General features: G+C 69.1%; 22 protein-coding genes, 1 pseudogene and 1 riboswitch. Of the genes and pseudogenes, 7 read left to right on the top strand and 16 right to left on the bottom strand.

Annotated elements, in window-relative coordinates:
* Positions 1–286 precede the first annotated feature (286 nt).
* The 9 genes from AB0H21_RS34140 to AB0H21_RS34100 all read right to left on the bottom strand — a co-directional run bounded on the left by AB0H21_RS34140 (position 287) and on the right by AB0H21_RS34100 (position 8,917).
* Positions 287–1,207 (bottom strand): ABC transporter permease, encoded by a 921-nt coding sequence (locus AB0H21_RS34140; protein WP_358525168.1) that lies wholly within the window; start codon positions 1,205–1,207, stop codon positions 287–289.
* Positions 1,200–2,108, bottom strand: a complete 909-nt coding sequence (locus tag AB0H21_RS34135; protein ID WP_358525165.1) for an ABC transporter permease — start codon at positions 2,106–2,108, stop codon at positions 1,200–1,202. The genes AB0H21_RS34140 and AB0H21_RS34135 overlap by 8 nt, the downstream gene beginning before the upstream one ends.
* Entirely contained in the window at positions 2,105–3,217 is a 1,113-nt protein-coding gene (locus AB0H21_RS34130) for an ABC transporter ATP-binding protein (RefSeq protein ID WP_358525162.1), read from the bottom strand. The genes AB0H21_RS34135 and AB0H21_RS34130 overlap by 4 nt, the downstream gene beginning before the upstream one ends.
* 89 nt (positions 3,218–3,306) lie before the next feature.
* On the bottom strand, positions 3,307–3,618 hold the full coding sequence (locus tag AB0H21_RS34125; protein WP_358525159.1) for a Dabb family protein: 312 nt from the start codon (positions 3,616–3,618) through the stop codon (positions 3,307–3,309).
* Positions 3,619–3,628: 10 nt separating this feature from the next.
* Positions 3,629–4,459 (bottom strand): mycofactocin-coupled SDR family oxidoreductase, encoded by an 831-nt coding sequence (locus AB0H21_RS34120; RefSeq protein ID WP_358525158.1) that lies wholly within the window; start codon positions 4,457–4,459, stop codon positions 3,629–3,631.
* Positions 4,460–4,564: 105 nt separating this feature from the next.
* Complete coding sequence (locus AB0H21_RS34115) at positions 4,565–5,422, bottom strand: creatininase family protein (protein WP_358525156.1); 858 nt, start codon at positions 5,420–5,422, stop codon at positions 4,565–4,567.
* Between the two features lie 88 nt (positions 5,423–5,510).
* Positions 5,511–6,674, bottom strand: a complete 1,164-nt coding sequence (gene iolM, locus AB0H21_RS34110; RefSeq protein ID WP_358525154.1) for a scyllo-inosose 3-dehydrogenase — start codon at positions 6,672–6,674, stop codon at positions 5,511–5,513.
* Between the two features lie 33 nt (positions 6,675–6,707).
* Positions 6,708–7,562 (bottom strand): hypothetical protein, encoded by an 855-nt coding sequence (locus tag AB0H21_RS34105; protein WP_358525153.1) that lies wholly within the window; start codon positions 7,560–7,562, stop codon positions 6,708–6,710.
* 32 nt (positions 7,563–7,594) lie between these two features.
* A complete protein-coding gene (locus AB0H21_RS34100) occupies positions 7,595–8,917 on the bottom strand; it encodes a Tm-1-like ATP-binding domain-containing protein (protein ID WP_358525151.1) in 1,323 nt (440 codons plus the stop codon).
* 514 nt (positions 8,918–9,431) lie between these two features.
* Positions 9,432–9,540, top strand: a riboswitch (glycine riboswitch).
* A gap of 38 nt (positions 9,541–9,578) precedes the next feature.
* Here AB0H21_RS34100 and gcvP point away from each other — a divergent pair.
* The 3 genes from gcvP to glyA all read left to right on the top strand — a co-directional run bounded on the left by gcvP (position 9,579) and on the right by glyA (position 14,201).
* Entirely contained in the window at positions 9,579–12,431 is a 2,853-nt protein-coding gene (gene gcvP / locus AB0H21_RS34095) for an aminomethyl-transferring glycine dehydrogenase (RefSeq protein ID WP_358525149.1), read from the top strand.
* 104 nt (positions 12,432–12,535) lie between these two features.
* Entirely contained in the window at positions 12,536–12,916 is a 381-nt protein-coding gene (gene gcvH / locus AB0H21_RS34090) for a glycine cleavage system protein GcvH (RefSeq protein WP_358525146.1), read from the top strand.
* 1 nt (position 12,917) lies between these two features.
* Entirely contained in the window at positions 12,918–14,201 is a 1,284-nt protein-coding gene (gene glyA / locus AB0H21_RS34085) for a serine hydroxymethyltransferase (protein WP_358525144.1), read from the top strand.
* A 6-nt stretch (positions 14,202–14,207) separates the two neighbouring features.
* Here the strand turns inward: glyA and AB0H21_RS34080 are convergent, their stop codons facing one another.
* Together AB0H21_RS34080 and tkt are read right to left on the bottom strand one after the other, a co-directional pair.
* On the bottom strand, positions 14,208–15,134 hold the full coding sequence (locus tag AB0H21_RS34080) for a phosphoribulokinase (protein WP_358525142.1): 927 nt from the start codon (positions 15,132–15,134) through the stop codon (positions 14,208–14,210).
* A gap of 5 nt (positions 15,135–15,139) precedes the next feature.
* On the bottom strand, positions 15,140–17,218 hold the full coding sequence (gene tkt / locus AB0H21_RS34075) for a transketolase (RefSeq protein WP_358525140.1): 2,079 nt from the start codon (positions 17,216–17,218) through the stop codon (positions 15,140–15,142).
* A 213-nt stretch (positions 17,219–17,431) separates the two neighbouring features.
* Between tkt and AB0H21_RS34070 the strand changes: the two genes are divergently transcribed.
* Both AB0H21_RS34070 and AB0H21_RS34065 read left to right on the top strand, forming a co-directional pair.
* A complete protein-coding gene (locus tag AB0H21_RS34070; RefSeq protein ID WP_358525137.1) occupies positions 17,432–18,094 on the top strand; it encodes a response regulator transcription factor in 663 nt (220 codons plus the stop codon).
* A complete protein-coding gene (locus tag AB0H21_RS34065) occupies positions 18,091–19,296 on the top strand; it encodes a GAF domain-containing sensor histidine kinase (protein ID WP_358525135.1) in 1,206 nt (401 codons plus the stop codon). The genes AB0H21_RS34070 and AB0H21_RS34065 overlap by 4 nt, the downstream gene beginning before the upstream one ends.
* A gap of 53 nt (positions 19,297–19,349) precedes the next feature.
* Here AB0H21_RS34065 and AB0H21_RS34060 read toward each other — a convergent pair whose 3' ends face one another.
* On the bottom strand, positions 19,350–20,225 hold the full coding sequence (locus AB0H21_RS34060; RefSeq protein ID WP_358525133.1) for a transposase: 876 nt from the start codon (positions 20,223–20,225) through the stop codon (positions 19,350–19,352).
* A 443-nt stretch (positions 20,226–20,668) separates the two neighbouring features.
* On the opposite strand from AB0H21_RS34060, the gene tnpA reads away from it, so the two are divergent.
* Entirely contained in the window at positions 20,669–21,064 is a 396-nt protein-coding gene (gene tnpA, locus AB0H21_RS34055) for an IS200/IS605 family transposase (RefSeq protein WP_358525130.1), read from the top strand.
* Positions 21,065–21,196: 132 nt separating this feature from the next.
* Here tnpA and AB0H21_RS34050 read toward each other — a convergent pair.
* The 4 genes and pseudogenes from AB0H21_RS34050 to glpX all read right to left on the bottom strand — a co-directional run.
* A pseudogene (locus tag AB0H21_RS34050) lies at positions 21,197–21,427 on the bottom strand (transposase); the annotation flags it as partial.
* A 112-nt stretch (positions 21,428–21,539) separates the two neighbouring features.
* Positions 21,540–22,256 carry an HAD-IA family hydrolase gene (locus AB0H21_RS34045; RefSeq protein WP_358525127.1) on the bottom strand — a complete coding sequence of 239 codons (717 nt, stop codon included), beginning with the start codon at positions 22,254–22,256 and terminating at the stop codon, positions 21,540–21,542.
* Positions 22,228–23,253, bottom strand: coding sequence for a class I fructose-bisphosphate aldolase (locus tag AB0H21_RS34040; RefSeq protein ID WP_358525124.1), 1,026 nt, complete (start codon positions 23,251–23,253; stop codon positions 22,228–22,230). The genes AB0H21_RS34045 and AB0H21_RS34040 overlap by 29 nt, the downstream gene beginning before the upstream one ends.
* Before the next feature lie 38 nt (positions 23,254–23,291).
* Positions 23,292–24,344 (bottom strand): class II fructose-bisphosphatase, encoded by a 1,053-nt coding sequence (gene glpX, locus AB0H21_RS34035; RefSeq protein ID WP_358525122.1) that lies wholly within the window; start codon positions 24,342–24,344, stop codon positions 23,292–23,294.
* Positions 24,345–24,735: 391 nt separating this feature from the next.
* Here glpX and AB0H21_RS34030 point away from each other — a divergent pair, with 391 nt between their 5' ends.
* Entirely contained in the window at positions 24,736–26,763 is a 2,028-nt protein-coding gene (locus AB0H21_RS34030; RefSeq protein WP_358525119.1) for a phosphocholine-specific phospholipase C, read from the top strand.
* Positions 26,764–26,902 lie beyond the last annotated feature (139 nt).

Raw genomic sequence — 26,902 nt, 5'->3', positions numbered from 1 at the left:
TCTTCCGAACGTCTGGCGTACTAATGCCGGTGAAACTACGGCTGAACCGAACATGCGGTCAAGCCTGTCGGCATCTATGTTTCACAGCCGTAACCGATCAAAATGGCCGCACATTAGGCCGAAATCGACCGGTACTCCGAGCGCGACCTTGTAGCGACAGGGCGTTGCAGGCGTTCCTGGCCAGCACGTGAACAGGCTTCATCGACGTCGACAGCGGCCAGCCGACGTTGAGCGACGACCGGCCGCGAGTTCGCGAGGCCGTCCCCCACGGGACGACCGTGGTCGATCAGAGCTGTTCGGCGGTCCGATCGGAGGGTGCGCCGGTCGCCTGCTGCCTGCGTGCCCGCCTGGCGCTGACGAGCATCAGAACCCCCGCCAGAGCCAGCAGGAGCAGAGAGCCGCCACCGATCAGGGTGAATGCCGCGTTCACCTCCGGGGTGAAGCCGAAGCGCACCAGGCCCCATACGTATACCGGCAGCGTCGGCTGTGTCCCCGCGAGGAAGTAGGTCACGGCGATTTCGTCCATCGACAGCGTGAACCCCAACAGGCAGGCGGCGAGCAGCGCTACCCGGACGCCCGGCAGCGTGACGTGCCAGAAGGTGCGCAAGGGCCCGGCCCCCAGATCGCGTGAGGCGTCTTCGAGCGAGAGGTCTGCGACCTTCAGCCGCTGCTGAATGACAAAGCTCACGAGCGGAGTCACGAAGGCGGCGTGGCCGACGGCGATCGTCAGGAAGCCCGGCTGGACGCCGATCAGGTTGAACACCACGAGCAGTGAGATGCCAAGGACCATCCCCGGGGCGACCATCGGCGCGGCCGACAACGCTGAGATCACGCCTCCGCCTCTGACCTTGACCCGCTGGGCGAGCAGCGCGAATCCGAGCCCGGCGACGGCGCTGATGGACACGCTGACCAAAGCCACGAGCAGGCTGTACCGGATGGCGTCGAGCATCTGCGCGTCGGCGAACAGGGCGCCGTACCAGGACCAGGTGAAGCCCTCGATCGGCAGCGTCTGCACCTTGTTCGAGGCGAACGAGAACAGCATCGTCACCAAGAGCGGCGCGTAGAGGTAGAGGAAGAGCAGGCCGAGGAAGACGACGGCCGCCGTGGTGCCGACGCGCCCCCAAAGCTTCGAGCGCGTGGCCGTTGTGCGGTCGGGTCGCGTGATGGACGGGGCCCGGCCCGGTCGGCTCAGGATTCCGCTAGTCAAGGCGGGCCTCCAGTCGGGTGAAGAGCGAGATCACGGCCAACAGCAGCAGCCCGGTCGCGATGATGGTGATACCGACGGCGGATCCGCCCGCCCAGTCGCTGCCCGGCCCGAACTGTTGCAGCACGAGGGTGCCGAGCATGGTGCCGTCGAGCCCGCCGACCATCGCTGGAGTGACGTAGTCGCCGAAGACCAGGACGAAGGCGATGGCGAAGCCGACGGCGGCCCCGGGCCTGGTCAACGGCAGGATCACGGTGCGGAAGCGGGTCCAGGCGCCGGCGCCGCAGTCCGCGGCCGCCTCCAGCAGATGTGGGGGGACCCGCTCGAGCGCGGTGTAGGTGGAGAGGAAGGCGTAGGGGATCGCCACGTAGGTCAGCGTGATGATCATCGAGGTCTGCGAGTAGAGGAACAGCGACGTGGCGTCGGGGCCGAACCCCAGCGTCCTCAGGACACCGGCGAGAAAGCCGTTGTCGCCGAGAATGATCTTCCAGGCGAAGACCCGCATGAGGTAGCTGACCCACAGCGGGATGAGGATGAGCAGCGCCGCGAGCAACTTGTAGCGCCCGAACCTGCGGACGATGACGTAGGCCGCGGCGTAGGCGATCACGGTCGCCAGAGCGGCGGACACCAGGGCGATGACGAGAGTGCGCCGCAGCAGGATCCAGAAGACCTCGGAGCTGAACAGCGCCGTGTAGTTGGCTGTGGTGAGCTCCGGGACCACCACCCCGTAGCTGCTGGTCCAGAAGCTGTACAGAAGCAGGAACAGGTTCGGCACCAGCACCAGCACGGCGATCCACACCAACGCGGGAGCCAGCTGGAAGGTGCGGCCGACCCAGGCGGGCAGTCCGGTCCGCGGGCGGGTCGCGATGCCGGACGTCGCCGGGCTCCCAACGGCCGCGGTCACGGCCCGGCCTCCTCGACCACCACAGTCGCCTCTGCGGACCAGCCGATGTCGATGACGTCTCCGCGCGCTCCGTTGAACTCGTCCACGCGCAGGGTCAGGCGCTGGTCTCCCACCACCGCCTGCAGCTCGTAGACGTGACCGAGGAAGGCGACGTCGTCCACGACCCCCGAGAAGTGGTTGGCGCAGCTACGGGCGTCGTCGCCGACGACGATGGCTTCGGGACGCACGCTCACCGAGAAGGTGCCCTGCGAGCAGGCCGAGGACGTCGCGAACCGCATCGACCCGGAACGCGCCGAGGTCGGTCCCGCTGCCTGGCACCGCAGCAGGTTGGTCTTCCCGATGAAGCCTGCGACGAAGGAGGTGGCCGGAACCCGGTAGATCTCCTGTGGAGTTCCGATCTGCTCCACCCGGCCTTTGCTCATGACGGCGACCTTGTCGCTCATCGCCAGGGCCTCGCCCTGGTCGTGGGTCACGTAGACGAACGTGATGCCGACCTCGCGCTGCAGTCGCTTGAGCAGTCCCAGCATGCTCTCGCGGAGTTTGAAGTCGAGCGCACCGAGAGGCTCGTCGAGCAGCAGCAGTCGTGGGCGCCCGACCAGTGCCCGGGCCAATGCGATTCGCTGCCGCTGCCCGCCGGAGAGCTGGTGTGGGAGCCGGTCGGCATAGGAGGCCATGTCGACGCGCTCGAGCGCCTCCTGGACGCGGGGCCCGATCTCGGCGCGCGACACGCGCTTCATCTTCAGCGGGTACGCGACATTCGCCCGGACTTTCATGTGGGGGAACAGCGCGTAGTTCTGGAAGACGGTGTTGACATCACGATGGTTCGCCGGTACCCCGCTCACGTCGACACCGCTGAGCAGGACCTGGCCGCCCGTGGGCTGTTCGAAGCCGGCGATCATCCGCAGAGTGGTGGTCTTACCGCTCCCGCTCGACCCGAGGATCGAGAAGAACTCGCCCTCGTTGATGATGATCGACACGTCATCCACCGCGGGATGAGCGGTCCCCGGGTAGACCTTGCGCACCTGGCGCAACTCCACCACCGGTGGGGACGCTCCGGCCGCCTCGGGTGTACTCTGAGCCTCGGCAGGCGAGATTGTCTCGGCAGGCATAGCAACTCTCTCATCGACGATGACGCAGGTGCCACTGTCGGCGCCGGGGCGTCACGACCCCCCTGCCGCGACGTCCCCGACGGAATGCCTCAGGTGGCGTCCGTACCCGTCGCCCACCACTGGGCGACGGACTTGCTCTTGAGATGGGGAGCGATCTCCTCGCGGAGAATCCGCTGGTGTTCGGGATGGTCGCGGTAGGCCTCGAACGCTTCCCGCGACGCGAAGTCCGCCACGATCGCGAAGTCGGCGTTCGTGTCCGTGACCCCGGCGTCGCCGCCGCAGCGATAGGACACGACGCCCTCCAGGCCGGGGGTGAATTCCCGCAACGCCTTGGCCACGGTCTGGTTGTGCCGTTCAGCCTCGGAGGACCAGGTGAACAGCACGATGTGGGTGAAGCTCACGTCACCGGCGTCACTTCGCGAGCATGCCGGCGTCGACCGGGATCGCGCCGCCGGTCATGTAGCGAGCCTCATCCGAGCACAGGAACAGGATCGCGTTGCTGACGTCCTGCGGCTCCACCCACGGCGTGTCAAGCAGGTGGATGCTGCCGTAGCCGGCCTTGGCGTCCTCGAGAGTCGGGTTCTCGAGGTCGGGCCGGAACATCTTGCGGACGCCGATATTGGTCATCATCGGGGTCCGGCAGTTGCTGGGGTGAATCGAGTTGACCCGGATGTCGTGCGGGGCCAGCTCGTTGGCCAGGGCCTTGGCCAGGCCGGTGACACCATGCTTGGCGGCCACGTAGTGGCCGATCTGGTTGAGGTTACGCAGACCCGCCGTCGAGCTGGTGAGCACGATCGACCCGCCGTTGCCGGCCTCGATCATCGCCTGGACGCCGGCTCGCACGGTCTTCCAGACGCCGGTCAGGTCGATGTCGATCATTTCTTCGAACTTTTCGACGCTCATCGTCGCCAGCTCGCCGTAGGTACACACGCCGGCGTTGCCGAGGATGATGTCCAGCCGGCCGAACTCGGCCACCCCGGCCTCAACGGCGGCGGTGAGCGCGTCGAGGTCCCGCACGTCGGCGACGCGGGTGATGATCTTTCCGCCGGCCTCCTCGACGAGTCGCCCGGTCTCGGCGAGCTCGTCGCGACTGCCCATCTCGTAAGGAGCGGACTCCACGGGTGCGCAGATGTCGACTGCGATGATGTTGGCACCCTCCTTGGCCAACGTCACGGCGTGCGAACGCCCCTGGCCCCGAGCCGCGCCGGTGATGAACGCGACCCTGCCGTCCAGCTTGCCCATGATGGTCTCCTCACCCCGGCGGCAGGCTCGATCAGAAGCCCGCCGCCGAATCAGTCTTGGTGTCGTTGGTGCCGTTCCGGCAGGTCCGGCGCTATCCGGAGTGGGTCAGGCCTTGAGCACGAATTCGCGCTGCTTGATGCTAACCTTCACCTGCTTCAGCTCCTCCAGCGCCTCGGCGAGGTACTGGGCGAACCGGTCGAAGATGGCGTGGCCCTTCTCCTCGGTGGCGCGGAAGGGGTTGCCGATGATCCCGTGTTCGGCCATCTCCTGGTGGTCCATCGGGAAGTAGAAGTACTCGTAGCCCTTGAAGGCGGCGTCCGGGCTGGCGTCGTCCTTCTTGAACGACTCGGGCAGCCAGTGCGGGGCGTGCCCGCGGGCGTCGACGGCGCGGTCGAGCTTCACGTTCTCCCGCTTGTAGGCCATCATGATCGAGGTCTCCTGCTCACTGGCGTGCCAGCCCGGAGTCTCCTCGGGGGTGTTCTCCATAAGGTCCTCGATGATGCCGAGGTAGCGCTCGCCGTAGGGCTTGAACATGCCGACCAAGGCGCCGGTCTCGTAGCGCAGGTGCCGGAAGACCGAGTCGGTCACCTTGGTGTTCGAGGTGTGGCCGTTGACGAAGATCAGCCGGTTGAAGCCATGGTGGATCAGCGATCGGGCCGTGTCGTAGATGACTCGGCGCACCGTCTCACCGCGGAAGGTGATGGTGCCCATCCCGTTCTCGGGCTCGCGCAGGTGCTGGGGGCTGTAGCCGGTCCAGATCGGCGGGGCGTAGAGCACGCCGGCGATGTCGGCAGCGCGCCGACACACCTCCTGGGCGTTGTAGATGTCGGTGCCGATCGGCAGGTGCGGGCCGTGCATCTCGACCGAGCCCAGCGGGATGATGATCGTGTCGTTGGTCTTGAGGTACTCCTGGATGTCCGGCGGCGCCAGGTCGCTGAGCAGTCGCGAATGTAGTTGGATCATGGCAATACACTCCTGATCGGATGGAGCGGGCGGCCGGATGCGGCTCCCGCGCGGCGGCCGAGCCGCGAAGTCGGCCCAGCCGGTGGTCTCAGAGCTGGGGCTTGACGAGGATCTTGCCGTTGGTGCGACGCTTGGTCTCGTCGACGGCGGCGACGAGCTTCTCCAGCGGGAACCGGTGGGTGACCGCGTTCTCCATGCTGATGGCGCCCGAGGCCATCAGCGCGATCACGTTCGGGAAGTCCCAGGACCCGGAGTGGCCGACGGTGCCGTGGATCTGTCCGCCCGTGAGCATCAGGCGGATCGAGTTGAAGGTCGTGGGGCGGGCGTCCATGCCGACGATCACGATCTTGCCGCCGACCGCCAGGGAGTCCTCGACGGCGTTGATCACCGCGTTGAAGTTGCCGGTGGCTTCGACGACCATGGCTGCGCCGACACCCTTGGTCGCCTCGGCGATCACGTCGGCGGCGTTCTCGGCCGCCGGGTCGATGACGCGGGTGGCGCCCAGCGCGGCAGCGAGGTCGCGGCGCTCGGCGATCATGTCGACCGCGAAGACCTGGGAGGCTCCTGCGGCCTTGGCCAGGGCGACCGAGGCGAGGCCGATCGGTCCGCCACCGAAGACGGCGACGACGCCACCGGGCTTGAAACCGCCGGCCCGGGTGAACATGCCCTCGTAGGCGACGCTGGTGGGCTCGGTGAGCGCGCCGACCTCGAGTGCCTTCTCCTCGCTGCCGTACCGCTGCAGCACGCCGTCGAGCGACCAGCAGTACCGGGAGTCGACCTTGACGTACTGGGCGAAGCCTCCGTCGAGGGTGAAACCGAGGTCTTCGATGTAGCCGCACTGGTTCCAGTAGCCGCCGCGACATTCGCGACAGCGCCCACACCACTGGATCTCCTCGACGGCGACGAGTTCGCCCTCACGCAGGCCGGTCACCTCGCGTCCGACGGCCACCACCTTGCCGGCGAACTCGTGACCGGTGATCACCGGCGCCTTGAGGTGGTACGGGAGCAGCAGGTAGCCCTCGTCGTCGGTCTCGAACATGTGGACGTCCGAGCCGCACAGGCCGCAGGCACCCACCTGGACCACTACCTCGGTCGGCCCGGGCGCGCCCGGGTCGGAGACCTCCCGGAAGTCCACGGCCGGGTTGCGGTACGCCTCGTTGGCGTTCGCCGCCCACTGCCGCTTCGCATCGGCCTCAGAGATCCGCGCACCTGGGCGCGGCGCCCACTCGGCCTCGAGTACCACTGCCTTCATCTCGACTCCTGACTGGTCGTCACGGTCTCTGGCTCAGACGGCGACAAGGATCTCGTCGGCGCTCAGCTCGGGGTTGCCCTCGACGGCCTCCTCCGGGGTCTGGGCCCCGGTGACCACTGCGCGCAGGGCCGCGGTGATCGCGGTCGGGTTCTTGTGCTGGAAGATGTTGCGTCCGACCGACGTGCCGACCGCGCCCACCGAACGGGCGGCCGCGACCTTGCGCAGCAGTTCGAGGTCGGACTCCCGGGAGCCGCCGGCCACGATCACCGGGGTGCCCGGGACGCAGTCGACGATCGGCGCGAACTGCTCGGGCGAGCCCAGCCAGTTGGTCTTGACCACGTCGGCGCCCAGCTCCACACACAGCCGGGCCGTATGCTTGAGGTAAGCGAGGCCCCACTCGCTCTGGTAGTCCTTGCCGTCCGTATAGTAGGCGTTCGGGAACTCCGCCTCGGCGACGAACGGAAGGTCGTACTCGCGACAGGCCTCGCCGATCCGCCCGGCGAGCTCGATCATGTCCGGCTTGTTCTCGGGAGCGAACGGCAGCAGCGCGACGACACCGTCGACGCCGAGCTTGGCACAGTGCTCGACGGAGGCGATCAGTCGCTCCTGGTGTGGCTTCTCGCCGCGGGTCGCCGTGGAGGTGATCTTCGCGACGATGCCGACCTCGGGCGACTCGGCGATCACCGGCGACATCGTCTGCAGCAGCCCCGCCGACAGGAAGGCGCACGTCGCGCCGCCGTCGCGAACCTTGCGGTACATGCCGATCGGGTCCTCGATGCCCGGCATGACCTCGGGGGTGCTCGTGCCGTGCGAGAAGGCGAACATGACGGTGGAGTTGGTGACGGGGTCGATGATCCGCCGGAGCCGCAGGTCCTTGCCGATGCCCATGAATTCCTCTTCCTGGTTCAGTACAGCCGTGGTCAGGTGGTGACGGCGTCGCACGGACGGGCCGCGCCGTCGGCCGCCCCGGAGCCGACGAGCAGGTCGTCGACGATCCGGTCGATGAAGCGGGGGTCGTTGATGTGCCATGGCAAGGTGATCAGCTCGACCTGGGGCTGGAGCCCCTCACGCAGATCGTCGAGGAACGCCGTGTCGGCCTCGGGATCCCAAAAGGGGCCGCCCGGTGCATCCGGGATCGACAGGCCCCCGGTCGGGACGTAGACCGTGACGGGACCCGTGGCGAGGTTGGCCTTGCGGGCGAACTCCTTGCCGAGGGTCGCTGCCTCGTCGCGGGTCAGCCGGACGAGCGTCAGCTCGGGGTTGTGGCCGAAGTACACCCGGCCGGGGAACTCCTGCTCGGCGTCCTCCAACCGCCCGCAGGTGATGAAGTCGAGGCAGCCGGGCACGAGGACCTGTCGAACCCCCCGGCGTCCGGCGGTCTCCATGCGCTCCGGCCCCGGATCCATCAGACCGCCGACGAGGTGGCCGGCCAGCTCCGTCGTGGTGAAGTCCAGGACGATGTCGACCTTGCCGGAGGCGACCGCGTCCTCTAGCGCCCGTCCGCCCACTCCGTTCGCGTGGAAGGCGACGAACGAGTAGCCGGCCGCCTCGAGACGCTCCCGGCCACGCATGAGCGCGGGAGTGGTGTTGCCGTTCATCGACGCCGCGATGGTCGGCGAGGTCCGTTCGGCCGATGGCGGTTCCGCGCCGACGTGACGGGCGGCGCCCACGATGTATCCCGCCGCCGACCGGTAGACCCCGCTGGTCACCGAGTTGACCCCGATGATGTCGGCGACCGAGTGGAGAACCGCGACGTCCTTGATGCCAACGTAGGCCTCGAAGGTCCTGCCGCCGGAGGCCAGCGGCGAGATGATCAGTTTCGGGAAGCCGAGCGGGAGCCGTTGGAAGGCAGGACCGGCGATGTGCGTGCCCGCCCCGCCCATGCAGACGGCCCCGTCGACCGAACGCTCGGCGACCATCCGCTCCAGCAAGGCCGTGACGCCGGCGCGGAGCGCGGACACCGCCTCACCACGGGGAAGAGCGCTGATCGCGGCGCTCGTGCTGCCTGCTGCGGCGGCGACCTGTTCCTGGTCGATGAAGGTGCGCCGGGCGATCACGTCCACCGAGGGGCGTTCGGTCAACCGAGCAGACGTGTCCATCAGAACAGCGGTCGCGCCCTGGGCCTCGATCTCGTCGGCGAGCACTCCGAGCTCTTCGGCCTTCGTGTCGAAGGTTCCGATGACGACCACCACTGTGGGGGAACCGGCGCGGCGAACGTCGGGGCGCCGGGAGGGGCTGTTCATGGTCGTGGACAGTAAGCCATCAACACCGAACAACGCAACGGTCTGAGGCGATATTTGTTTGGTTCTCCGAACGGTAGAGGCCATATGAGCGGTTCGCTGAATGCTTTCGGCGATGGCCGACCTCCTCGCCGAACCGGTCCCGGCGAAGCCACCACCGAGTGGGGCGTCGAGGCGGCGCGACGGACCCGCCCGCCAGCGCAGGTCACGAGCTTCCGCCCCGCCACACTGTGGATCACCCGTGGCCAATCCTGATAATCGATCGGCAAACCGAACGGGCTACTCGATACCTCGACGACTGGCATTCCGGGCCGAACACCCGTTCACACACGAGTTACGTTCGGAGAGCCGAACGTTCGGGTCTAGACGGGACGGCGCGGCGCCCGTAGAGTCGCCGTCACAAGTTCACATCGGGCCGCACGAGCCCGAGCGGAAGAGACTCGCCCACGACGACGTCGGGCGGGCGCCGGAGGAGCAAGAACCCCGCCAATCTCTCAGGCACCTACACCGCTCAAGGCCAGGCCACTCTGGAAAGCAGGCGCCCGACGCGCCTCGCCCACGGTGAAAGCCGGACCGTGCCCTCGGCACGTCGGTGAATCTCTCAGGCCAACGACAGAGGGGGCTCCCGCACCGGCACCCGCCGGGCGCGATTTTGGGAGCCCTCATGACGTCCTTCGCACGCCGTCACATCGGCCCGTCCGAGTCGGACCAGCGCAAGATGCTCGCCGAGTGCGGCTTCGGCGACGTCGACGAGCTCGTCGACGCCGCAGTCCCTCCGGCGATCCGCACCTCTCAGCCGTTGGCCCTGCCCGCCGCGGTGTCCGAGACCGAGGCCACCCGTGAGCTCCGCGAGATCGCCGCAGCCAACGCCGTGCTCCCCTCGATGATCGGGCTCGGCTACCACGACACCGTGACCCCCGCGGTGATCCGGCGCAACGTGCTGGAGAACCCCGCCTGGTACACCGCGTACACCCCGTATCAGCCAGAGATCTCCCAGGGCCGGCTCGAGGCGCTGCTGAACTTCCAGACCGCCGTGGCGGACCTGACCGACCTGGACACCGCGAACGCGTCGATGCTCGACGAGTCGACCGCGGTCGCCGAGGCCGTGCTGCTGATGCGGCGGACGTCGAAGTCCCGGTCGAACCGGCTGCTGCTCGACGCGGAGTGCCTGCCCCAGACGATCGCGCTCGTGCGGATGCGAGCCGAGGCCGTCGGCATCGACATGGACGTGCGCGACCTGGCCGGCGACCTGCCCGACGACGTGTTCGGGGTCGTCGTGCAGTACCCCGGCGCGTCCGGAGTGCTGCGCGAGGACTCGTTCTACCGCCGGCTCGGCGAGTACGCGCACGCCCAGGACGCCAAGTACACGATCGCCGCGGATCTCCTCGCCCTCGCACTCGTCCGCTCCCCCGGCGACCTGGGTGCCGACATCGCCTGCGGCACCACCCAGCGCTTCGGCGTCCCCCTCGGCTACGGCGGCCCGCACGCGGGCTACCTCGCCGTCCGCAACGGCCTCGAGCGTTCCCTCCCAGGCCGGCTGGTCGGCGTCTCCGTCGACGCCGCCGGGCATCCGGCCTACCGCCTCGCCCTGCAGACCCGCGAACAGCACATCCGCCGCGACCGGGCCACCTCCAATATCTGCACCGCTCAGGTGCTGCCGGCCGTGCTCGCCGCGTCGTACGCGGTCTACCACGGGCCCGAGGGACTGCGAGCGATCGCCGAGCAGGTGCACGGCCACGCCACCGCGTTGGCCACGGCGCTGCGCCGGGCGGGCACCGAGGTCGTGCACGACGGCTTCTTCGACACCGTCCTGGTCCGTGTCCCCGGCCGGGCCGACCAGGTCCTCGCAGCCGCTCGCCGGGCCGGGGTCAACCTCGGTCGCGTGGATGCCGACCACGTCCGCGTCGCCTGCGACGAGACGACCACGACGCCACTGGTCGCCACCGTGATCACCGTCGTCGGCGAGGGTGCACCCGAGCAGGCCGGCGGCACCACGACCGCGGCGACCGACACGATCGGACTCCCGCCTTCACTCCTGCGCGAGACGGACTACCTGACCCACGAGGTCTTCCACGCGCACCGGTCCGAAACGGCGATGCTGCGCTACCTGCGCCGGCTCTCCGACCAGGACTTCGCCCTCGACCGCGGCATGATCCCGCTGGGCTCGTGCACGATGAAGCTCAACGCCGCCGCCGAGATGGAGCCGATCAGCTGGACGGAGTTCGCCCGGCTGCACCCCTTCGCCCCCGCCTCGGACGCGGCCGGATACCGGCGACTGACCGGCGAGCTCCGCGCCTGGCTGGCCGAGATCACCGGCTACGACTCGGTGTCGCTGCAGCCCAACGCCGGCAGCCAGGGCGAGCTGGCCGGGCTGCTGGCCATCCGCGCCTACCACCGCTCGCGCGGGGAGACCGGGCGTGACGTGTGCCTGATCCCCTCGTCGGCGCACGGCACGAACGCGGCATCGGCGGTCCTGGCCGGGATGCGGGTCATCGTCGTCGACTGCCAGGACAACGGCGACGTCGACCTCGACGACCTCGCCGCCAAGGTCACCGAGCATGCCGACCGGCTCGCCGCGATCATGGTCACCTACCCCTCCACCCACGGCGTCTACGAAGAGGGCATCGGTCGAATCGCCGAACTCGTCCACGACGCCGGCGGCCAGGTCTACGTCGACGGGGCCAACCTCAACGCGCTGGTCGGGCTGGCCCATCCGGGACGCTTCGGCGGCGACGTCTCCCACTTGAACCTGCACAAGACCTTCTGTATCCCGCACGGCGGCGGTGGCCCGGGAGTCGGCCCGGTCGCCGCACGTGCCCACCTCGCTCCCTTCCTCCCGAACCACCCCCTGGCCGGCGACGCCGGCCCCGACTCCGGCATCGGACCGGTCTCGGCGGCGCCGTTCGGCTCGGCCTCGATCCTGCCGATCTCCTGGGCCTACGTCCGAATGATGGGCGCCGAGGGCCTGACCGCGGCCACCAAGGTCGCGGTGCTCTCGGCCAACTACCTCGCCCGGCGGTTGGGCGGCCACTTCCCGGTGCTCTACACCGGCCGCTCCGGTCTGGTGGCCCACGAGTGCATTCTCGACCTGCGTGAGCTGACCAGGGCGACCGGCGTGACCGTCGAGGACGTGGCCAAGCGCCTGATCGACTACGGATTCCACGCCCCGACGATTTCGTTCCCCGTCGCCGGCACCCTCATGATCGAGCCGACCGAGAGCGAGCACCTCGGCGAGCTCGACCGGTTCTGCGCGGCGCTGATCGCCATCCGGCGCGAGATCGACCTGGTCGCCTCCGGAGAGTGGGCGCTCGAGGACAGCCCCCTGCGGAACGCACCGCACACCGCCGAACTGCTCGCCGGCGAGTGGACGCTGCCCTACGACCGCGAGACCGCGGTCTTCCCCGACGGGGTCTCGCCCCGGCACAAGTACTGGCCTCCCGTGCGGCGCATCGACGGTGCCCGCGGGGACCGCGACCTGGTCTGCTCCTGCCCCCCGGTCGAAGCCTTCCAGGGCTGAGCACGGCCTTCACCGACCCTGACCGTCGACGTGCGCGGCCGACCGGAACCGGTCGACGTCGTCGCCCTGCCCTTCTCCACGCGTTCCTCCTGAAAGGACACGACATGCCAAATCCCGACGACCTGCGCTACACCGAGCAGCACGAGTGGGTCCGCGCCGACGTCGACACGCTCACCATCGGCATCACCGACTTCGCCGCCGAGGCGCTCGGTGACATCGTCTACATCCAGCTCCCCATGGTCGGCGACACCGTCAAGACCGGCGATGCCTGCGGCGAGATCGAGTCGACCAAGTCGGTCAGCGACCTGTTCGCACCGGTCACCGGCACCGTGACCGAGGTCAACACCGCCCTCGGCGACTCCCCAGAGACCGTGGGCACCGATCCCTACGGCGACGGCTGGCTCTTCCGGGTCACCCCGGACGACAGCGGACTCGACGGCCTTCTCGATGCAGCCGCCTACCGCCGGCTCACCCAGGGAGGCTGACGTGATCCCACAGCTGCTCGCCCCGCTCAAGCAGATCGATCCCGAGGTCGCGAAGGCCGTCGAGGCCGAGCTCGACCGACAGCGCGACACACTCGAGATGATCGCGTCGGAGAACTTCGCGCCCACGGCGGTACTCGAGGCCCAAGGCTCTGTCCTGACCAACAAGTACGCCGAGGGCTACCCCGGCCGGCGCTACTACGGCGGCTGCGAGCATGTCGACGTCATCGAGCGGCTCGCCATCGACCGGGCCAAGAAGCTGTTCGGCGCGGAGTACGTCAACGTCCAGCCGCACTCCGGTGCCCAGGCCAACGCGGCCGCGATGGCTGCCCTGCTCACGCCGGGCGACCGGATTCTCGGGCTCGACCTCGCGCACGGCGGGCACCTCACTCACGGCATGAAGATCAATTTCTCGGGCCGGCTGTACGCGGTGTCGTCGTACCACGTCGACCGTGAGAGCGGACTGATCGACATGGCCGAGGTCGAGAAGGTGGCGCTGGCCGACCGGCCAAACCTGATCATCGCGGGTTGGTCGGCCTACCCGCGGCACCTCGACTTCGCCGAGTTCCGCAGGATCGCCGATGCGGTCGGGGCTCTGTTGCTCGTCGACATGGCCCATTTCGCCGGCCTGGTCGCCGCTGGTCTGCACCCGAACCCGGTCCCCTTCGCCGACGTCGTCACGACCACGACGCACAAGACCCTCGGCGGGCCCCGTGGCGGGTTGATCCTCGCCAAGCAGGGTTTCGCGAAGAAGCTCGACTCCGCGGTGTTCCCCGGGCAGCAAGGGGGACCGCTCGAGCACGTCGTGGCAGCCAAGGCCGTGGCCCTGCGCATCGCCGGCTCTCCCGAGTTCACCGAGCGTCAGCGGCGCACCTTGGACGGCGCTCGAATCCTCGCCGACCGGCTGAACCACCAGGACTGCGCCGACGCCGGTGTCCGGGTGCTCACCGGTGGGACCGACGTGCACCTCGTGCTCGTCGACCTCGTCGAATCCGAGCTCACCGGCAAGGAAGCCGAGGACAGGCTTCACGAGGTGGGGATCACCGTCAACCGCAACGCCGTGCCGTTCGATCCGCGCCCGCCCATGGTCACGTCCGGGCTACGCATCGGCACTCCGGCCTTGGCGACACGCGGCTTCGACGCCGACGACTTCCGCGAGGTCGCCGCCATCATCGCCGAGGCCCTGCTTCCCGGTTACGACGCCGCCCACGGCGCGGCCCTGCGTGCCCGGGTCGACGGCCTCACCGCCCGCAGGCCGCTGTACCCCGAGCCCCGGCCGACCAGGTAGAGGGCGTCACCAGGTGGCGGCCATCAGGTGGTAGAGCAGCAGGAGCTGGACGATGGCGAGCGGCCGGCTCCGCTCACCCCCGCCGAGATCGCCCAGACTCTGGGGTGGATCGCCGGCGTCCACGCCGAGCCACGACCAGATGGCCTTCTGCACCACCTGGCTCTCCTCGGCGGCCGCGTACCCGTGGACGTGCAGGGCGTCGACGGGCCGCCCGTCCTCGTCCCTGCTGAGCTTGAGATGGATCGCTCGCCGCTCGTTGTCGGCGAGGACCCCGCTCAGATCCGGGTGCCGGATCGTCGGCCGCAGGACCAGCTCCGCCGACAAGGGCGTACCCGGCGGGTCGTGACGGCCGGCGATCGGCGCGAACCGGACGATGATGTCGGCGAACCTGCGCTGGGGGCGGATGAACTCCGCCGACTCCGGCTCCCGGCGCTCCAGCTCGGCGAGCACCTGCTCAGTGGTGTAGCCTCGCTTGCTCGTGTCACGCTGGACCTTCCATTCCCGGCGGATCTCCTCCGGCGGATCGAGGTAGAGGGTGACGTCGAAGCACGCCCGGCTCAGCTTGGTGTGCAGGGGCAGCAGCCCCTCGACGAGGATGAACTCGCGGGGTTCGACCAGTTCGGGCCGGGTGAGCAGGCCGGTGCTGTGGTCGTATACCGGTTTGAGTATCGGCTGGCCGGTCGCGAGTAGTTGCAGATGCTGCTCCATGATCTCGATGTGGTTGCACTCCGGGTGCAACGCGGTGAACGGCAGCCCCTTGCGTTCCTGGCGGTCGTAGCGGTGGTAGTCGTCGACGCCGATCGTGGTCACCCGATCCGCTCCGAGCACCTTGGCCAGCCCCGCCGTGATCGTGGTCTTACCGGCCGCGCTGTCACCGGCGACGGCGACCATGACGGGGCGCCGGAGCGGCGACGGCCCGCCGGTCCGCCGCATGCGTATCACCTTGTCCGGCACGTGTTTCCCCATTCCGGCCTCGAACGGACCTGGTCGAGCGCGGTCCGCACCAACGCGGGGACCGAGAATCCAAGTTCGGCGTACACGACCTCGCCGGGCGCGCTGGCGCCGAAGCGCCGCAGCCCGAAGACCGCGTCGCCGGCACGGGCCAGTGCGCGCCACCCGTGCGGCACACCGGCTTCGATCCAGATCACCGGGCAGTCGGGGAGCAGTTCCGAGTCGGCGTCGAGCGCCTCCTCGAACCGCTCTCGCCAGGCCACGGACAGCACGCGTACGGACACCTCGCTGCCGGCCAGTTCGGCCGCCGCGGCAAGCGCGAGGGTCACCTCGGACCCACTGGCGACGATGGCCACGTCAGGTCGCTCGGAGCCTTCCAGGACGATCCGGGCGCCTTGGCCGGCGATCGCGCCGGCGGGCGCCGGGGGGAGCACGGGCAGGCTCTGCCGGCTGAGCACCAGCACGGTCGGACCGTCGTCCCTCCGCAGGGCGAGCTGCCAGCAGGCGGCGGTCTCGTTGGCGTCGGCGGGGCGCAGCACCGCGAGGCCCGGTATGAGCCGCAGAGATTCCAGCTGCTCGACGGGCTGGTGGGTGGGACCGTCCTCGCCGACCACGATCGAGTCATGGGTGAAGATGAAGATCACGGGTAGTCTCATCAAGGCGGCCAGGCGCACCGCCGGGCGCATGTAGTCGGAGAAAACCAGGAACGTGCTCCCGTACGGGCGCAGTCCTCCGTGCAGCGCGATCCCGTTGAGCGCGGCCCCCATGGCATGCTCGCGGATTCCGAAGTGCAACGTACGGCCGCCGTAGACTCCGCGCCGCACGTCCGCCGACCCGGGAATGGTCGTGTTGGTGGACGCCGCCAGGTCCGCCGATCCGCCGACGAGCGCCGGGTAGTCCGCTGCGATCGCGGCGAGCACCGCGCCGGAGGCCGCACGCGTCGCCATCGTGCCGCCCGGCTGGAAGACCGGCAGCAGCGTGTCGAGGCCGGCGGGCGTGCCCGGTTTCGCCGAGGGGTCCCACTCGGCGGCGAGCCCGGGGTGGGCCTCCGCCCAGGTCGCGCGTTCCTTCTCCCACGCCAGCCTGACCGCCCGGCCGTGAGCGGCCAGGGACCGGCACCGTTCCGCGACCTCGCCCGGCACGTGGAATCTCTCCTCGGGCCATCCCGCCGCCGCGCGTGCCGCCGCCAGCTCCTCTTCGCCCAGGGGGGCACCGTGGACACCGCTGGTGCCCGCCATCGTCGGCGCGCCGTAGCCGATCGTCGTGCGTACCGCTATCAGGCTGGGCCTGCTCTCGTCGGCGACGGCCTCGGCGAGCGCGGCCGCGACCGCGTCGGCGTCGTTGCCGTCGCGCACACGCGACGCCTGCCATCCGTAGGCGGCGAACCGGCCGAGTACGTCGTCCGTGCAGGACAGGCCGGCGGGGCCGTCGATGGTCGTGTCGTTGTCGTCGTAGATCACGATCAGCCGGCCCAGCCCGAGGTGCCCGGCGAGCGAGGCCGCCTCGTGGCTGATGCCCTCCATGAGATCGCCGTCGCCGGCCAGCACCCACGTGCGATGCCCGACCACGGTGTGGTCGTCGATGTTGGCGCGCTCGGCGAGCATGCGCTCGGCGAGGGCCATGCCGACCGCGTTGGCCAGCCCCTGGCCGAGAGGCCCGGTGGTGGTCTCGACACCCGGAGTGTGACCGTGCTCGGGGTGCCCGGGTGTCTTCGACTCCCACTGGCGGAACCGGCGCAGCTCGTCCAACGGCAGGTCGTAGCCGAACAGGTGCAGCAGCGCGTACAGCAACATCGACCCGTGTCCGGCGGAGAGGACGAACCGGTCCCGGTCCGGCCACGCGGGATCGGAGGGATCATGCCGGAGGAACCTCGACCACAGCACCCAAGCCGGGACCGCGGCGCCCATCGGCAACCCGGGGTGACCACTGCGGGCGGCCTGCACGGCGTCCGCGGCGAGCATGCGGACAGTCGTTACCGCCAGGGTGTCGACATCGTCGAAGCCAGGTGTCCGGCCCGTCCCGGCGCCGGCGTGGCCGGCGAGGAGCCCCATCGCGGACGCGTTCATGCCGACCGAAGCCGGGGGAAGCCGTCGGCCACGACCGAGGGGAGGATGTGGTGCCGCAATTCGGCGATGGACATTCTCAGACCTCCATGTCGTCGAGTAAGCCGACGGTAGGTCTGGGCACCGCCACAAGAATCCCCCGCACGGGGGTACCTTGGGGGGAAATGGGTGATTTGCGATCGCTTTTTCCCTGGTAGGTATGGATACTCTCCATTTATGGAACCCAAGCCGCTTCGCCTAGTGGTGGTCGATGACCATGAGATGGTGATCGAAGGGCTCAAAGCGGTCCTGTCCCGCTTCCAGGAACGGGTACGCATCATCGGACAGGCCGTCAGCGCCGACAGCGCAGAGCCGCTGATCGCCGAGCTCGACCCCGACGTGGTGGTCACCGACGTACGGCTGCGCGGCCTGACCAGCGGCCTCGACCTGTGCAGGCGCCTCATCGAGGCCGATCCGGCTCGCAGGGTCGTGCTGCTCAGCGCGTACGACGACGAGCAGTACCTCTTCCAGGCGCTGCGCGCCGGTGCGGCGGGTTACCTGCTCAAGTCGATCGACGGAGAGGGACTGGTACGCCACCTGGAACTGGTGGCGTCGGGAGAGACGGCGGTCGACCCGACCATGGCGGGAAGGGCGGTGGCCTCCGCCGCGCGCCTGCAGGCGGGAGAGTTCTGGCCCGGTGCCCGCCTCAGCCTTACCCAGCGGGAGAGCGAGGTTCTCGGGTTCCTGGTGGCAGGGCTGTCCAACCGCGCCATCGCCGGTCGGCTGGTCCTCGGCGAGGAGACGGTCAAGAGCCACGTTCGGGCGATCTTCCGCAAGCTAGAGGTGAACGACCGGGTCGGCGCGGTCGCGGTCGCACTGAGGGAAGGCATCTTCCAATGATCCAGAGCCTTGGGCTGGCCGACCCGGAACGGGAGAACGCCCTGCTGATCGGCATCGTCGAAGCGATCTCGGCCGGGCCGGAACTGGCGCTGCTCGCGGCGAAGGTGGTGCCTCTGATCACCGCCGCGACGGCCACCGATGTCTGCTTCCTCCATGTGCTCGACGACTCCGACCGTTCGCTCACCCTGGTCGGCGCGACGCCTCCGTTCGACCGGGAGGTGGGCCAGATCCGGCTACCGCTCGGTGAGGGGGTCACCGGGTGGGCGGCGAGCCACGGAAGGCCGGTGGTGATCGTCGACCACAAGGAGAACGATCCCCGCTACCGGTACTTTCCCCAGCTGCGCGGTCAGGACTACACGTCCATGGTCTCCGCGCCCATGGCCAGCAGCCCCGGCGGGCTCGTCGGCGTGCTGAACGTGCACACCCGGGCCCGCCGCGATTTCACCGAGCGTGACGTCCGGCTGCTCACCTCGATCGGGAGCCTGATCGCCGGCGCGATCCACCAGGCCCGGCTGCACCGCCGGCTGGCCGCGCGCGAACGCGCGCACGAGCGGTTCACCGAGCAGGTCATCGCGGCGCAGGAGGCGGAGCGGCGCCGTCTGGCCGCCGACATCCATGACGGCATCACGCAGCGGCTGTGCAGCCTGCGCTTCCATCTCAACGCGGCGCACGACGCCCTCTCCGACGCGTCGGAGTTCGCCGCCGCCCAGCTCGTCCACGCCCGACGGCTGGCCGACCTCACCTTCGACGAGGCCCGCGCGGCGATCAACGGCCTGCGCCCTCCGGTCCTGGACGATCTCGGGCTCGCCGACAGCCTGGCCAGCCTGGCCCGTTCGATCGCCGAGGTCCATGTGATCGTCGACGCCGACGAATGCTCACTGCCCGAGCACGTGGAGATCGCCCTCTACCGCATCGCGCAGGAGGCTCTCCAGAACGTCGTCAAGCACGCCCAGGCCAGCATCGTCTGCCTGAGGCTTCACCGTGTCAGCGATGCGGTGATGCTCCAGGTGACCGACAACGGACGCGGGCTCGCCGCCGGATCGTTGCCGCTTTCATCGGACAGGGCCGGCGGCGAGCCCACCAGCGGTGGGTACGGGATGACCAGCATGACCGAGCGCGCCGAACTCATCGGCGGCCACCTGGAGGTACGGTCCCACCCCGGCAGGGGCACGACGGTCAGCGCCCGCGTTCCCATCCCTTGAACTCCTCCCCGGCCTGAAAGCTGAAGGCCGGAGGTTCTCCCGTCGCGTCGCGGTCAAGCGGCGCGCGGGGGTTGACGCTTCGCAGACCGGGCAGCCCCGAGGTCTCCACGTCCTGACACCACAGTCCCTGCGGCGTTGCGAATGTTGATCGCGGCGTTGGTGTCGGCGTGGCCGGTCCACCCGCATCTGGGGTCGGCGCAGGAGAACCGGGTGCCGTCACGGGAGGCCGGGTCGCGGTGCCCGCACCGGTGGCAGGTCTGCGAGGTGCCCGGGGCGGGCACCTTCACCACCAGCCCGCCGCGATCACGGGTCTTGTACTCCAGCAGGGTGACCGTGCGGCCCCACGCCTCGCCGCTTATGGCACGGTTCAGCCCTGCCTTCTGCCTCACGTTCCGGCCGGGTCGCTCGACGGTGCCCGTGGCGGAGCGGCCCATGTTCGTGATCTTCAGGTCCTCCACCACGACCACGCCGAAGGTGCCGGCGAGTTCGGTGGTGGTCTTGTGCTGCCAGTCGACGGCTCGGCGCTTGGCTGTCGCGCGGGCCTTGGCGATCTGGTCGTAGGTGCGGGTCAGCCGTTTGGACGTGGGCCGGCCGGGGGTACGGGCAGCGCGCTGGCGGGCGGATTTCTTCTCCAGGCGGCGCAGGTGTTCTTTCTCGCCGCAGGTGAGCCAGGGCCCGTGCTCACGCGGGGTGCCGTCCGACAGGGCCAGGGCGAGGTTGATTCCCCGGTCGATCCCGACCTGCGGGCCGGAGTGGCGGACCGGGGCAGGCACCTGGCGTTCGGTCCGGAACACGATGTGCCAGGCGCCGGCTTGTTTGACCAGGCGGGCTCCGGTGATCCGCCCGGCCGGGCCGCCCTTGGTGACGCCGGGCAGGTCCTTGGTCCACCGGAACCCGCACCCGCCCGGCCTTGGGCAGATTGACCGCACCCCACCGCCGGTTGACCCGCTTGATCTGCAGATCGCGGGCCTGGGGCACATCGACGGCCATCCGGGATCGCGACCGGGTCTTGAACGCCGGGCGCCCCGCGGGGTGATCGGGGTTGAAGAAGTTCACCCACGCCTGCCGGTAGGTCTTCAGCACGGCTTGGGCGGCCTGGGCGGGCAGCCGGCCCATCCAGTCGATCTCACGACGAGCCACCCGGATCGCCTCGTCGCACTCCTTCAACGTCGCCAACCGGCCCTGCCGGAAGGTGGCGTACTCGTGCAACAGGTTCCACAGCGCGCGGGCGGTGTGCGCCTGACCGTCCAGCACCGCCGCCTGGGCCGTGCTCAGGTCGAGACGCGCCACGTGCGCCCGGGTCTGCTTCACCAACTCCACACCGTGATCGTATCGTTTCGTTGCGTCACGGGGGTGGAAACCGAACCCTGATGTGCGCACCGGACGGCATGTCGTGCACAGTCTCCATGCCCATGTGGTGTTCGTCACGAAGTACCGGCGTGGGGCCTTCACCGGCCCGATGCTGATCCGAGGCGAGCAGATCATGAAGTCTGTGCCCACTTCGAGGTCGAACGTGGTGAGTTCAACGGCGAGGACGGCCACGTTCACCTGCTGGTCCAGCATCCGCCCAAGCGTCGCCTTGTCCAGGTTGGTCAACTCGTTGAAGGGGGTTTCGGCTCGGATGCTGCGCAAGGAGTTCTGCGCCCACATCCGCGAATACCTGCAGGGTGATCATTTCTGGTCCGGCTCCTACTTCGCCGGGTCGGTTGGCGGGGCCCCGCTGACCGTGCTCAAGCGGTACATCGAGCAGCAGAAACGACCGGCCTGATCGGGGTGGACGCCGGTTCTCCTGGTGCCTGGCGGAGAATCAGCTGTTCTTGCCCCGCTACGCGGGACGGTCCGCTTCACCCCCGGCCTGAAGGACTCTGTTGGCTAATACGCGTTGTTATGCGGTGATCGCCTACCGTAACCCGATGAAGTGTGAGGTGCGAGTCCGTCCCAGGGGCGTCCTGGTCAGCCACGCGTCGAGACGGACCAGGTTGATCGCGGAAGCCGTCAGCACGCTCTGCAGATGAGTTTTGGCCGGTCCGATGTAGCGGGACCGGCGCTGCCCGTGTCCGCGGACCGCTTGCGAGATCGTGCCTTCGGCACCGGCGCGGATCTGATGGCGGCGTTGCCGGTCCTCGCTTTGCCACCCCGAACCGGATCTTGCGCAGACGCTAATCAGAATTGCCGGGAACGATCAACCAGGTTCGCCAACAGAGTCCTGAAGGCCGGAGCACTACGGACGAAACCGGTAGAGATCAACCGATCAGACCGGCCAGACCGTCGTGGGCGCTGAACTCCGGGTGTATGGCAAGGGCGCCGGTGAAGTCCTGGTTCCTGGTGTAGTCGTTGGTCACCACGACGCAGCGGAGCCCGGCGGCGAGCGCGGCGCGCAGGCCGTTCTCCGAGTCCTCGACGGCCAGCGCCCGGTCCGGCGGCAGGTCGAGCCGGGCGAGCACCTCACGGTAGACGGCCGGGTCCGGTTTGAGTTCCGGCACCTCGGTACCGGTCACCACGACCGCGAACGTCCCCGGGTCGAAGGTCCGGGCCAGCAGCGGCCGGACCCACTCACCCGTACCGGTGGTCGCGACGGCGAGCGTCACACCCGCCGTCGCGAGCTCGCCGATCAGCTCGCGGACTCCCGGGCGCGGGGGAACGCCGCCGCTCTCCACGAGGTCACGGAATCGCGCGGTCTTGTCCGCGTGCAGGGAGGCGGCCAGTTCCGCCGCCTCCCCCACGCCGTGTCCGCGACCCTCCAGGAACATCGTCAGCCGGCGGCGGCCTCCGGTGACGCGCAGCAGCCGGCCGTACTCCTCGGCGTCCCATCGGTACGGCAGGCCGGCGGCGGCGAAGGCGTCGTTGAAGGCGATCCGGTGACCGTCCCGCTCGCTGTCGACCAGGGTGCCGTCGACGTCGAAGACGACCGCCGAACACCACGCCGGCAGGTCAGACGACCCGCTCGTATTCCAGCTCATCGGTGTACTTCCCCTCCAGAGCGGCGGAGTTGCAACCGACCCGGTGGGCCAGCGCCCGCTGGCCGTCGGCCACCTGGTCGGCGCGCCCTCGCCAGGCGGCGAGCGCGGGATCGACGAGCGCCCGCCCGAAGGAGAACGTCAGCGGCCAGGGCGCCTCTTGACCGTGCATCGCGTTGAGGTTGGCCGTGGCCTGAGCGGCGCCCTGCCCGCCGGACAGGAACGCGATCCCGGCGACAAGGTCGGGGATCACCGTGCGCAGCGTCCCCACCGTCGACCGGGCGACGTGCTCCGGTGTGACCGTCTGGCCCGAGTCCTTGCCGGGCACCACCATGTTGGGCTTGAGCACGATGCCGTCGAGCCGCACCTCGAAGTCGAGCAGCTCGGCGACGACCTCTCCCAGCGTCATCGAGGTGGCGGAGGCGCAGTGGCTCACCTGATGGGTACCGTCCATGAGCACTTCGGGCTCGACGATCGGCACGATGCCCGCCTCATGGCACAGGGCGGCGTACCGGGCCAGCGCGTGGGCGTTGGCCCGCCGTGCACGATAGCTCGGCCGGCCGTCGCCGATGGCGATGACCGCCCGCCATTTGGCGAAACGGGCGCCGAGGGCGGCGTAGCGGGCCAGCCGCTCGCGCAGCCCGTCCAGGCCCTCGGTCACCGTCTCCCCCGGGGTGCCGGCGAGAGGCTTGGCACCGGTGTCCACCTTGATGCCGGGCAGGATGCCGGCTTCGGCGATGCCCACCGGGAACGGGCGCCCGTCGGAGAACGACTGCCCGAAGGTCTCGTCGCAAAGGATCACACCACTGACTCCCACCGCGAGCCCGGGAGTCGTCACGAGCATCTCCCGGTAGGCGCGGCGATTCTCTTCGGTCGGGGCCACGCCGGCCTTCTCCAGCCGGGAGGACATCGTGCCGATGCTCTCGTCCGCGGCGAGGATCCCCTTCCCGGGGGCCACCATCGCCGCGGCGGTACGGACCAGCTCATTCACCTCAGACACTTGCCGATCTCCCTTGACACGAGTACGCGTAATGGTGGTCATCCGACGGCGGCGGCGGGCTCCCGCCGGTGGTAGTCGACGACGCTGTAGGCGGTGAGCCGGTCGAGCTTGTGCTCGCTGGACACGAATCGCACGGTCCCGCTGCGGGCACGCATGACCAGCGACTCGGTGCGCACCCGGTCGGGGCCGTAGCGCACGCCGCGCAGCAGTTCCCCGTCGGTGACCCCTGTCGCGGCGAAGAACGCGTCCTCGCCCGCGACGAGGTCGCCGGTGGTGAGCACCCGCTCCAGGTCGTGCCCGGCGTCGAGCGCCCGGGTCTTCTCCCCGTCGTCGAGCGGCCTCAGCCTGGCCTGTATCACCCCGCCGAGACACTTGATCGCGCAGGCGGTGATGATCGCCTCCGGCGCGCCGCCGACGCCGAGGAGGAGGTCGACTCCGGAGAACTCCTGGGCCGCCGTGATCGCGCCGGCGACGTCCCCGTCGGAGATGAACTTGATCCGCGCCCCGGCCGCGCGTATCTCACGGGCCAGCCGTTCGTGCCGTGGCCGGTCGAGGACGCATACGGTGACGTCCTCGGGCGCGCCGCCCTTGGCCTTGGCCACCGCGCGCACGTTGTCGGCGACCGGAGCGCGGATGTCGACGACGTCCGCGGCGGCCCGCCCGGTGACGAGTTTGTCCATGTAGAAAACGGCGGACGGGTCGAACATCGACCCGCGCGGACTGACGGCGATCACGGAGATCGCGTTGCCCATCCCCTTCGCGGTCAGCGTGGTCCCGTCGATCGGGTCGACGGCGACGTCACAGGCCGGACCACGGCCGTCGCCGATGACCTCGCCGTTGAAGAGCATGGGAGCGTCGTCCTTCTCCCCCTCTCCGATGACCACCACACCGCGTACGGGGAGGGTGCCGGTCATCGCGCGCATGGCGTCGACCGCGACCCGATCCGCGTCGTGCTTGCTGCCCCTGCCGACCCAGCGACCGGCCGCCATCGCCGCGGATTCGGTGATCCGGACGAGGTCGAGCGCGAGATTACGATCCGGCGCGGCGCGATCGGCGTTCTGGTCCCGGTCGTCCGCACGCCTGTCTTCCACATCCCACCTCCCGGATCCGACACCGTCTCGGTGACGGCGTCTGTTAACCAGGACGATAGGGATGAAACGGCCCAGCCGGCTTCCCCCCGTAGGTGGAGCGAGAGGGGGAGCCGTGATCGACCATACGGGGGATCCGGCTACCGGATTCGTCCGTAGTGCTCCTGCCTTCAGGTGTTGGCTAATACGTGTTGTCATGCGGTGATCGCCTGCCGTAACCCGATGAAGTGTGAGGTGCGAGTCCTCCCCAGGGGCGTCCTGGTCAGCCGCGCGTCGAGACGGACCAGGTTGATCGCGGAAGCCGTCAGCACGCTTGGCCGAGACGTCAGTCCGGGTTAGCTTCGTAGCCGATGCACTGCCCTGCGATCAGGACTCACCACGAAGGAGACGTCGTATGGGACGGTTAAGCCGCAGAAGCTTCGTCACGCTGTCCGTAAGCGCCGCCGCAGGCGCGGTGATGGCACCGGCAATCCAAACCGGCACGCCGGCCGAGGCCGCCGCAGTGACCACGGGCACGATCACCGATGTGAAGCACGTGGTCATCCTGATGCAGGAGAACCGCAGCTTCGACCACTACTTCGGGACCCTGAAGGGAGTACGCGGCTTCGGCGACCGCAGCGCCGTCACGACCGGCACCGGCAGCTCGATCTTCCGCCAGCCCAACGGCACCGGGTGGCAGTACCCGTGGAAGATGAGCAGCACCCCTCCCGCGGGCGGCGCGAACCCCGGCGCCATGGCTCAGTGCAACGGGCAGTTAGCGCACAGCTGGTCATCGCAGCACGCGGCGTGGAACACGGGCCAACTTGACAACTGGATCTCAGGAGTCGGCAACGTCCGCACGATGGGCTACCTCGACCGAAGCGACATCCCATTTCACTTCGCGCTCGCCGACAACTACACCATCTGCGACGCCTACTTCTGTTCGGCGCTGAGCGCGACCGGACCCAACCGTACCTTCCTGTGGAGCGGCAAGATCGACGCGAACAGCAAGGACGGCGGCGAAGAGTCGGGGCTGACCTGGCAGACCTACGCCGAGGCGCTGCAGAACGCCGGGGTGACATGGAAGGTCTACCAGCGGTCCAGCGACAACTTCGGAGACAACGGCTTGGCCTACTTCCGGCAGTTCACGAGCGCCTCGCCGGGCAACCCCCTCTACGATCGCGGCATGGCCTCGGTGCCTGGCACGAAGCCCACGCACGAGGCGATCGCCGACGCCATCAGGGCCGACGTCGTCAACGGCACGCTCCCGCAGGTCTCCTGGGTGGTCGCCAACGAGGCGTTCTCCGAGCACCCCTCCGCCCCGCCCGGCGACGGCGCGCATTTCGTCAACCTCGTGATCCAGGCCCTCAACGCTGACGCAAGCGTCTTCAACTCGACCGTGCTGTTTCTCAACTACGACGAGAACGACGGCTGCTTCGACCACGTGCCGCCTCCGGTTCCCCCGAGCGGCACCACGGACGAGTTCCTCAGCGGCGTACCGATCGGGCTGGGCTTCCGCGTACCCATGCTGGTGATCTCGCCGTGGACCCGTGGCGGCTGGGTGAGCTCGGAGGTCTTCGACCACACCTCCGTCATCCGGTTCCTGGAACGGTGGACCGCGGCGCTCGGCAGGTCGGCAACCTGCCCCAACATCAGCGCGTGGCGCCGAAAGGTGGTCGGCGACCTCACCGGCGTCTTCGACTTCGCCTCGCCCGTGTACGGGCTGCCGCAGCTGCCCGGCACAAGCGTGATCACCCACGCCTACTGCAAGACGCTGCCCAACCCGACCCCGAGCACCAACGCCCTACCCGCACAGGAGCCCGGCACCCGGCCGGCCAGAGCCCTCCCCTACCAGCCCAACGGATACCTCGACCGGCTCGAGTTCGGCGCCAACAACCAGATCCTTGCCTGGTTCCAGATGGTGAACCAGGGCGCCGAGGCGACGCGCGCGGTCCATTTCTCGATCCACCCCAACGCGTACCGCAACCGCGACCCCTGGCAGTACACGGTCAACGCCGGCGGCACCGCAACCGACTACTTCAACATCGGGGCAGGCTACGGCTCAGGCCAATATGACCTGAGCATGGTCGGCCCGAACCGCTTCCTGCGCCGCTTCGTCGGCAACGCCACCACCGCCGGCAAGAACGCCTTCGTCAGCAGCTACTACGCGGTGGCATCCAACACCGGGAAGCAGGCGATCTGGTTCCGGATGAAGAACACATCAGCGTCAGCGATGACCTTCACCATCAGGTCGAACCAGTACCGCACGGACGGCCCTTGGACCTACCCGGTGGGTGCCGGGCAGACCGTGGACGACTGGTTCAACGCCGTTGCGTACAACAACGGCTGGTACGACTTCACGATCACCGTCGACGTCGACCCCGCCTGGTCGCAGCGCTTCACCGGCCACATCGAGACCGGCATGCCCAGCGTATCCGGATGACCACCAATCGGGGCTGCCTCGCACGACATGCTCACGCGAGGCAGCCCCGATTGCGCGGCGCCCTCCTCCCGCAGCGGAAAGAAGGGCACGGTCGAGGAAGCAGGAAGCCACCGAAGTGCCGCCGCATGAGCATGCGCGG

Origin of the sequence: Sphaerisporangium sp. NPDC051011, assembly GCF_040653595.1 — a bacterium.
In the GTDB taxonomy this organism is placed as follows: Bacteria; Actinomycetota; Actinomycetes; order Streptosporangiales; family Streptosporangiaceae; genus Sphaerisporangium.
Note: the sequence above shows the minus strand (reverse complement) of the source record. Positions and strands in the feature narration are given on the sequence as shown.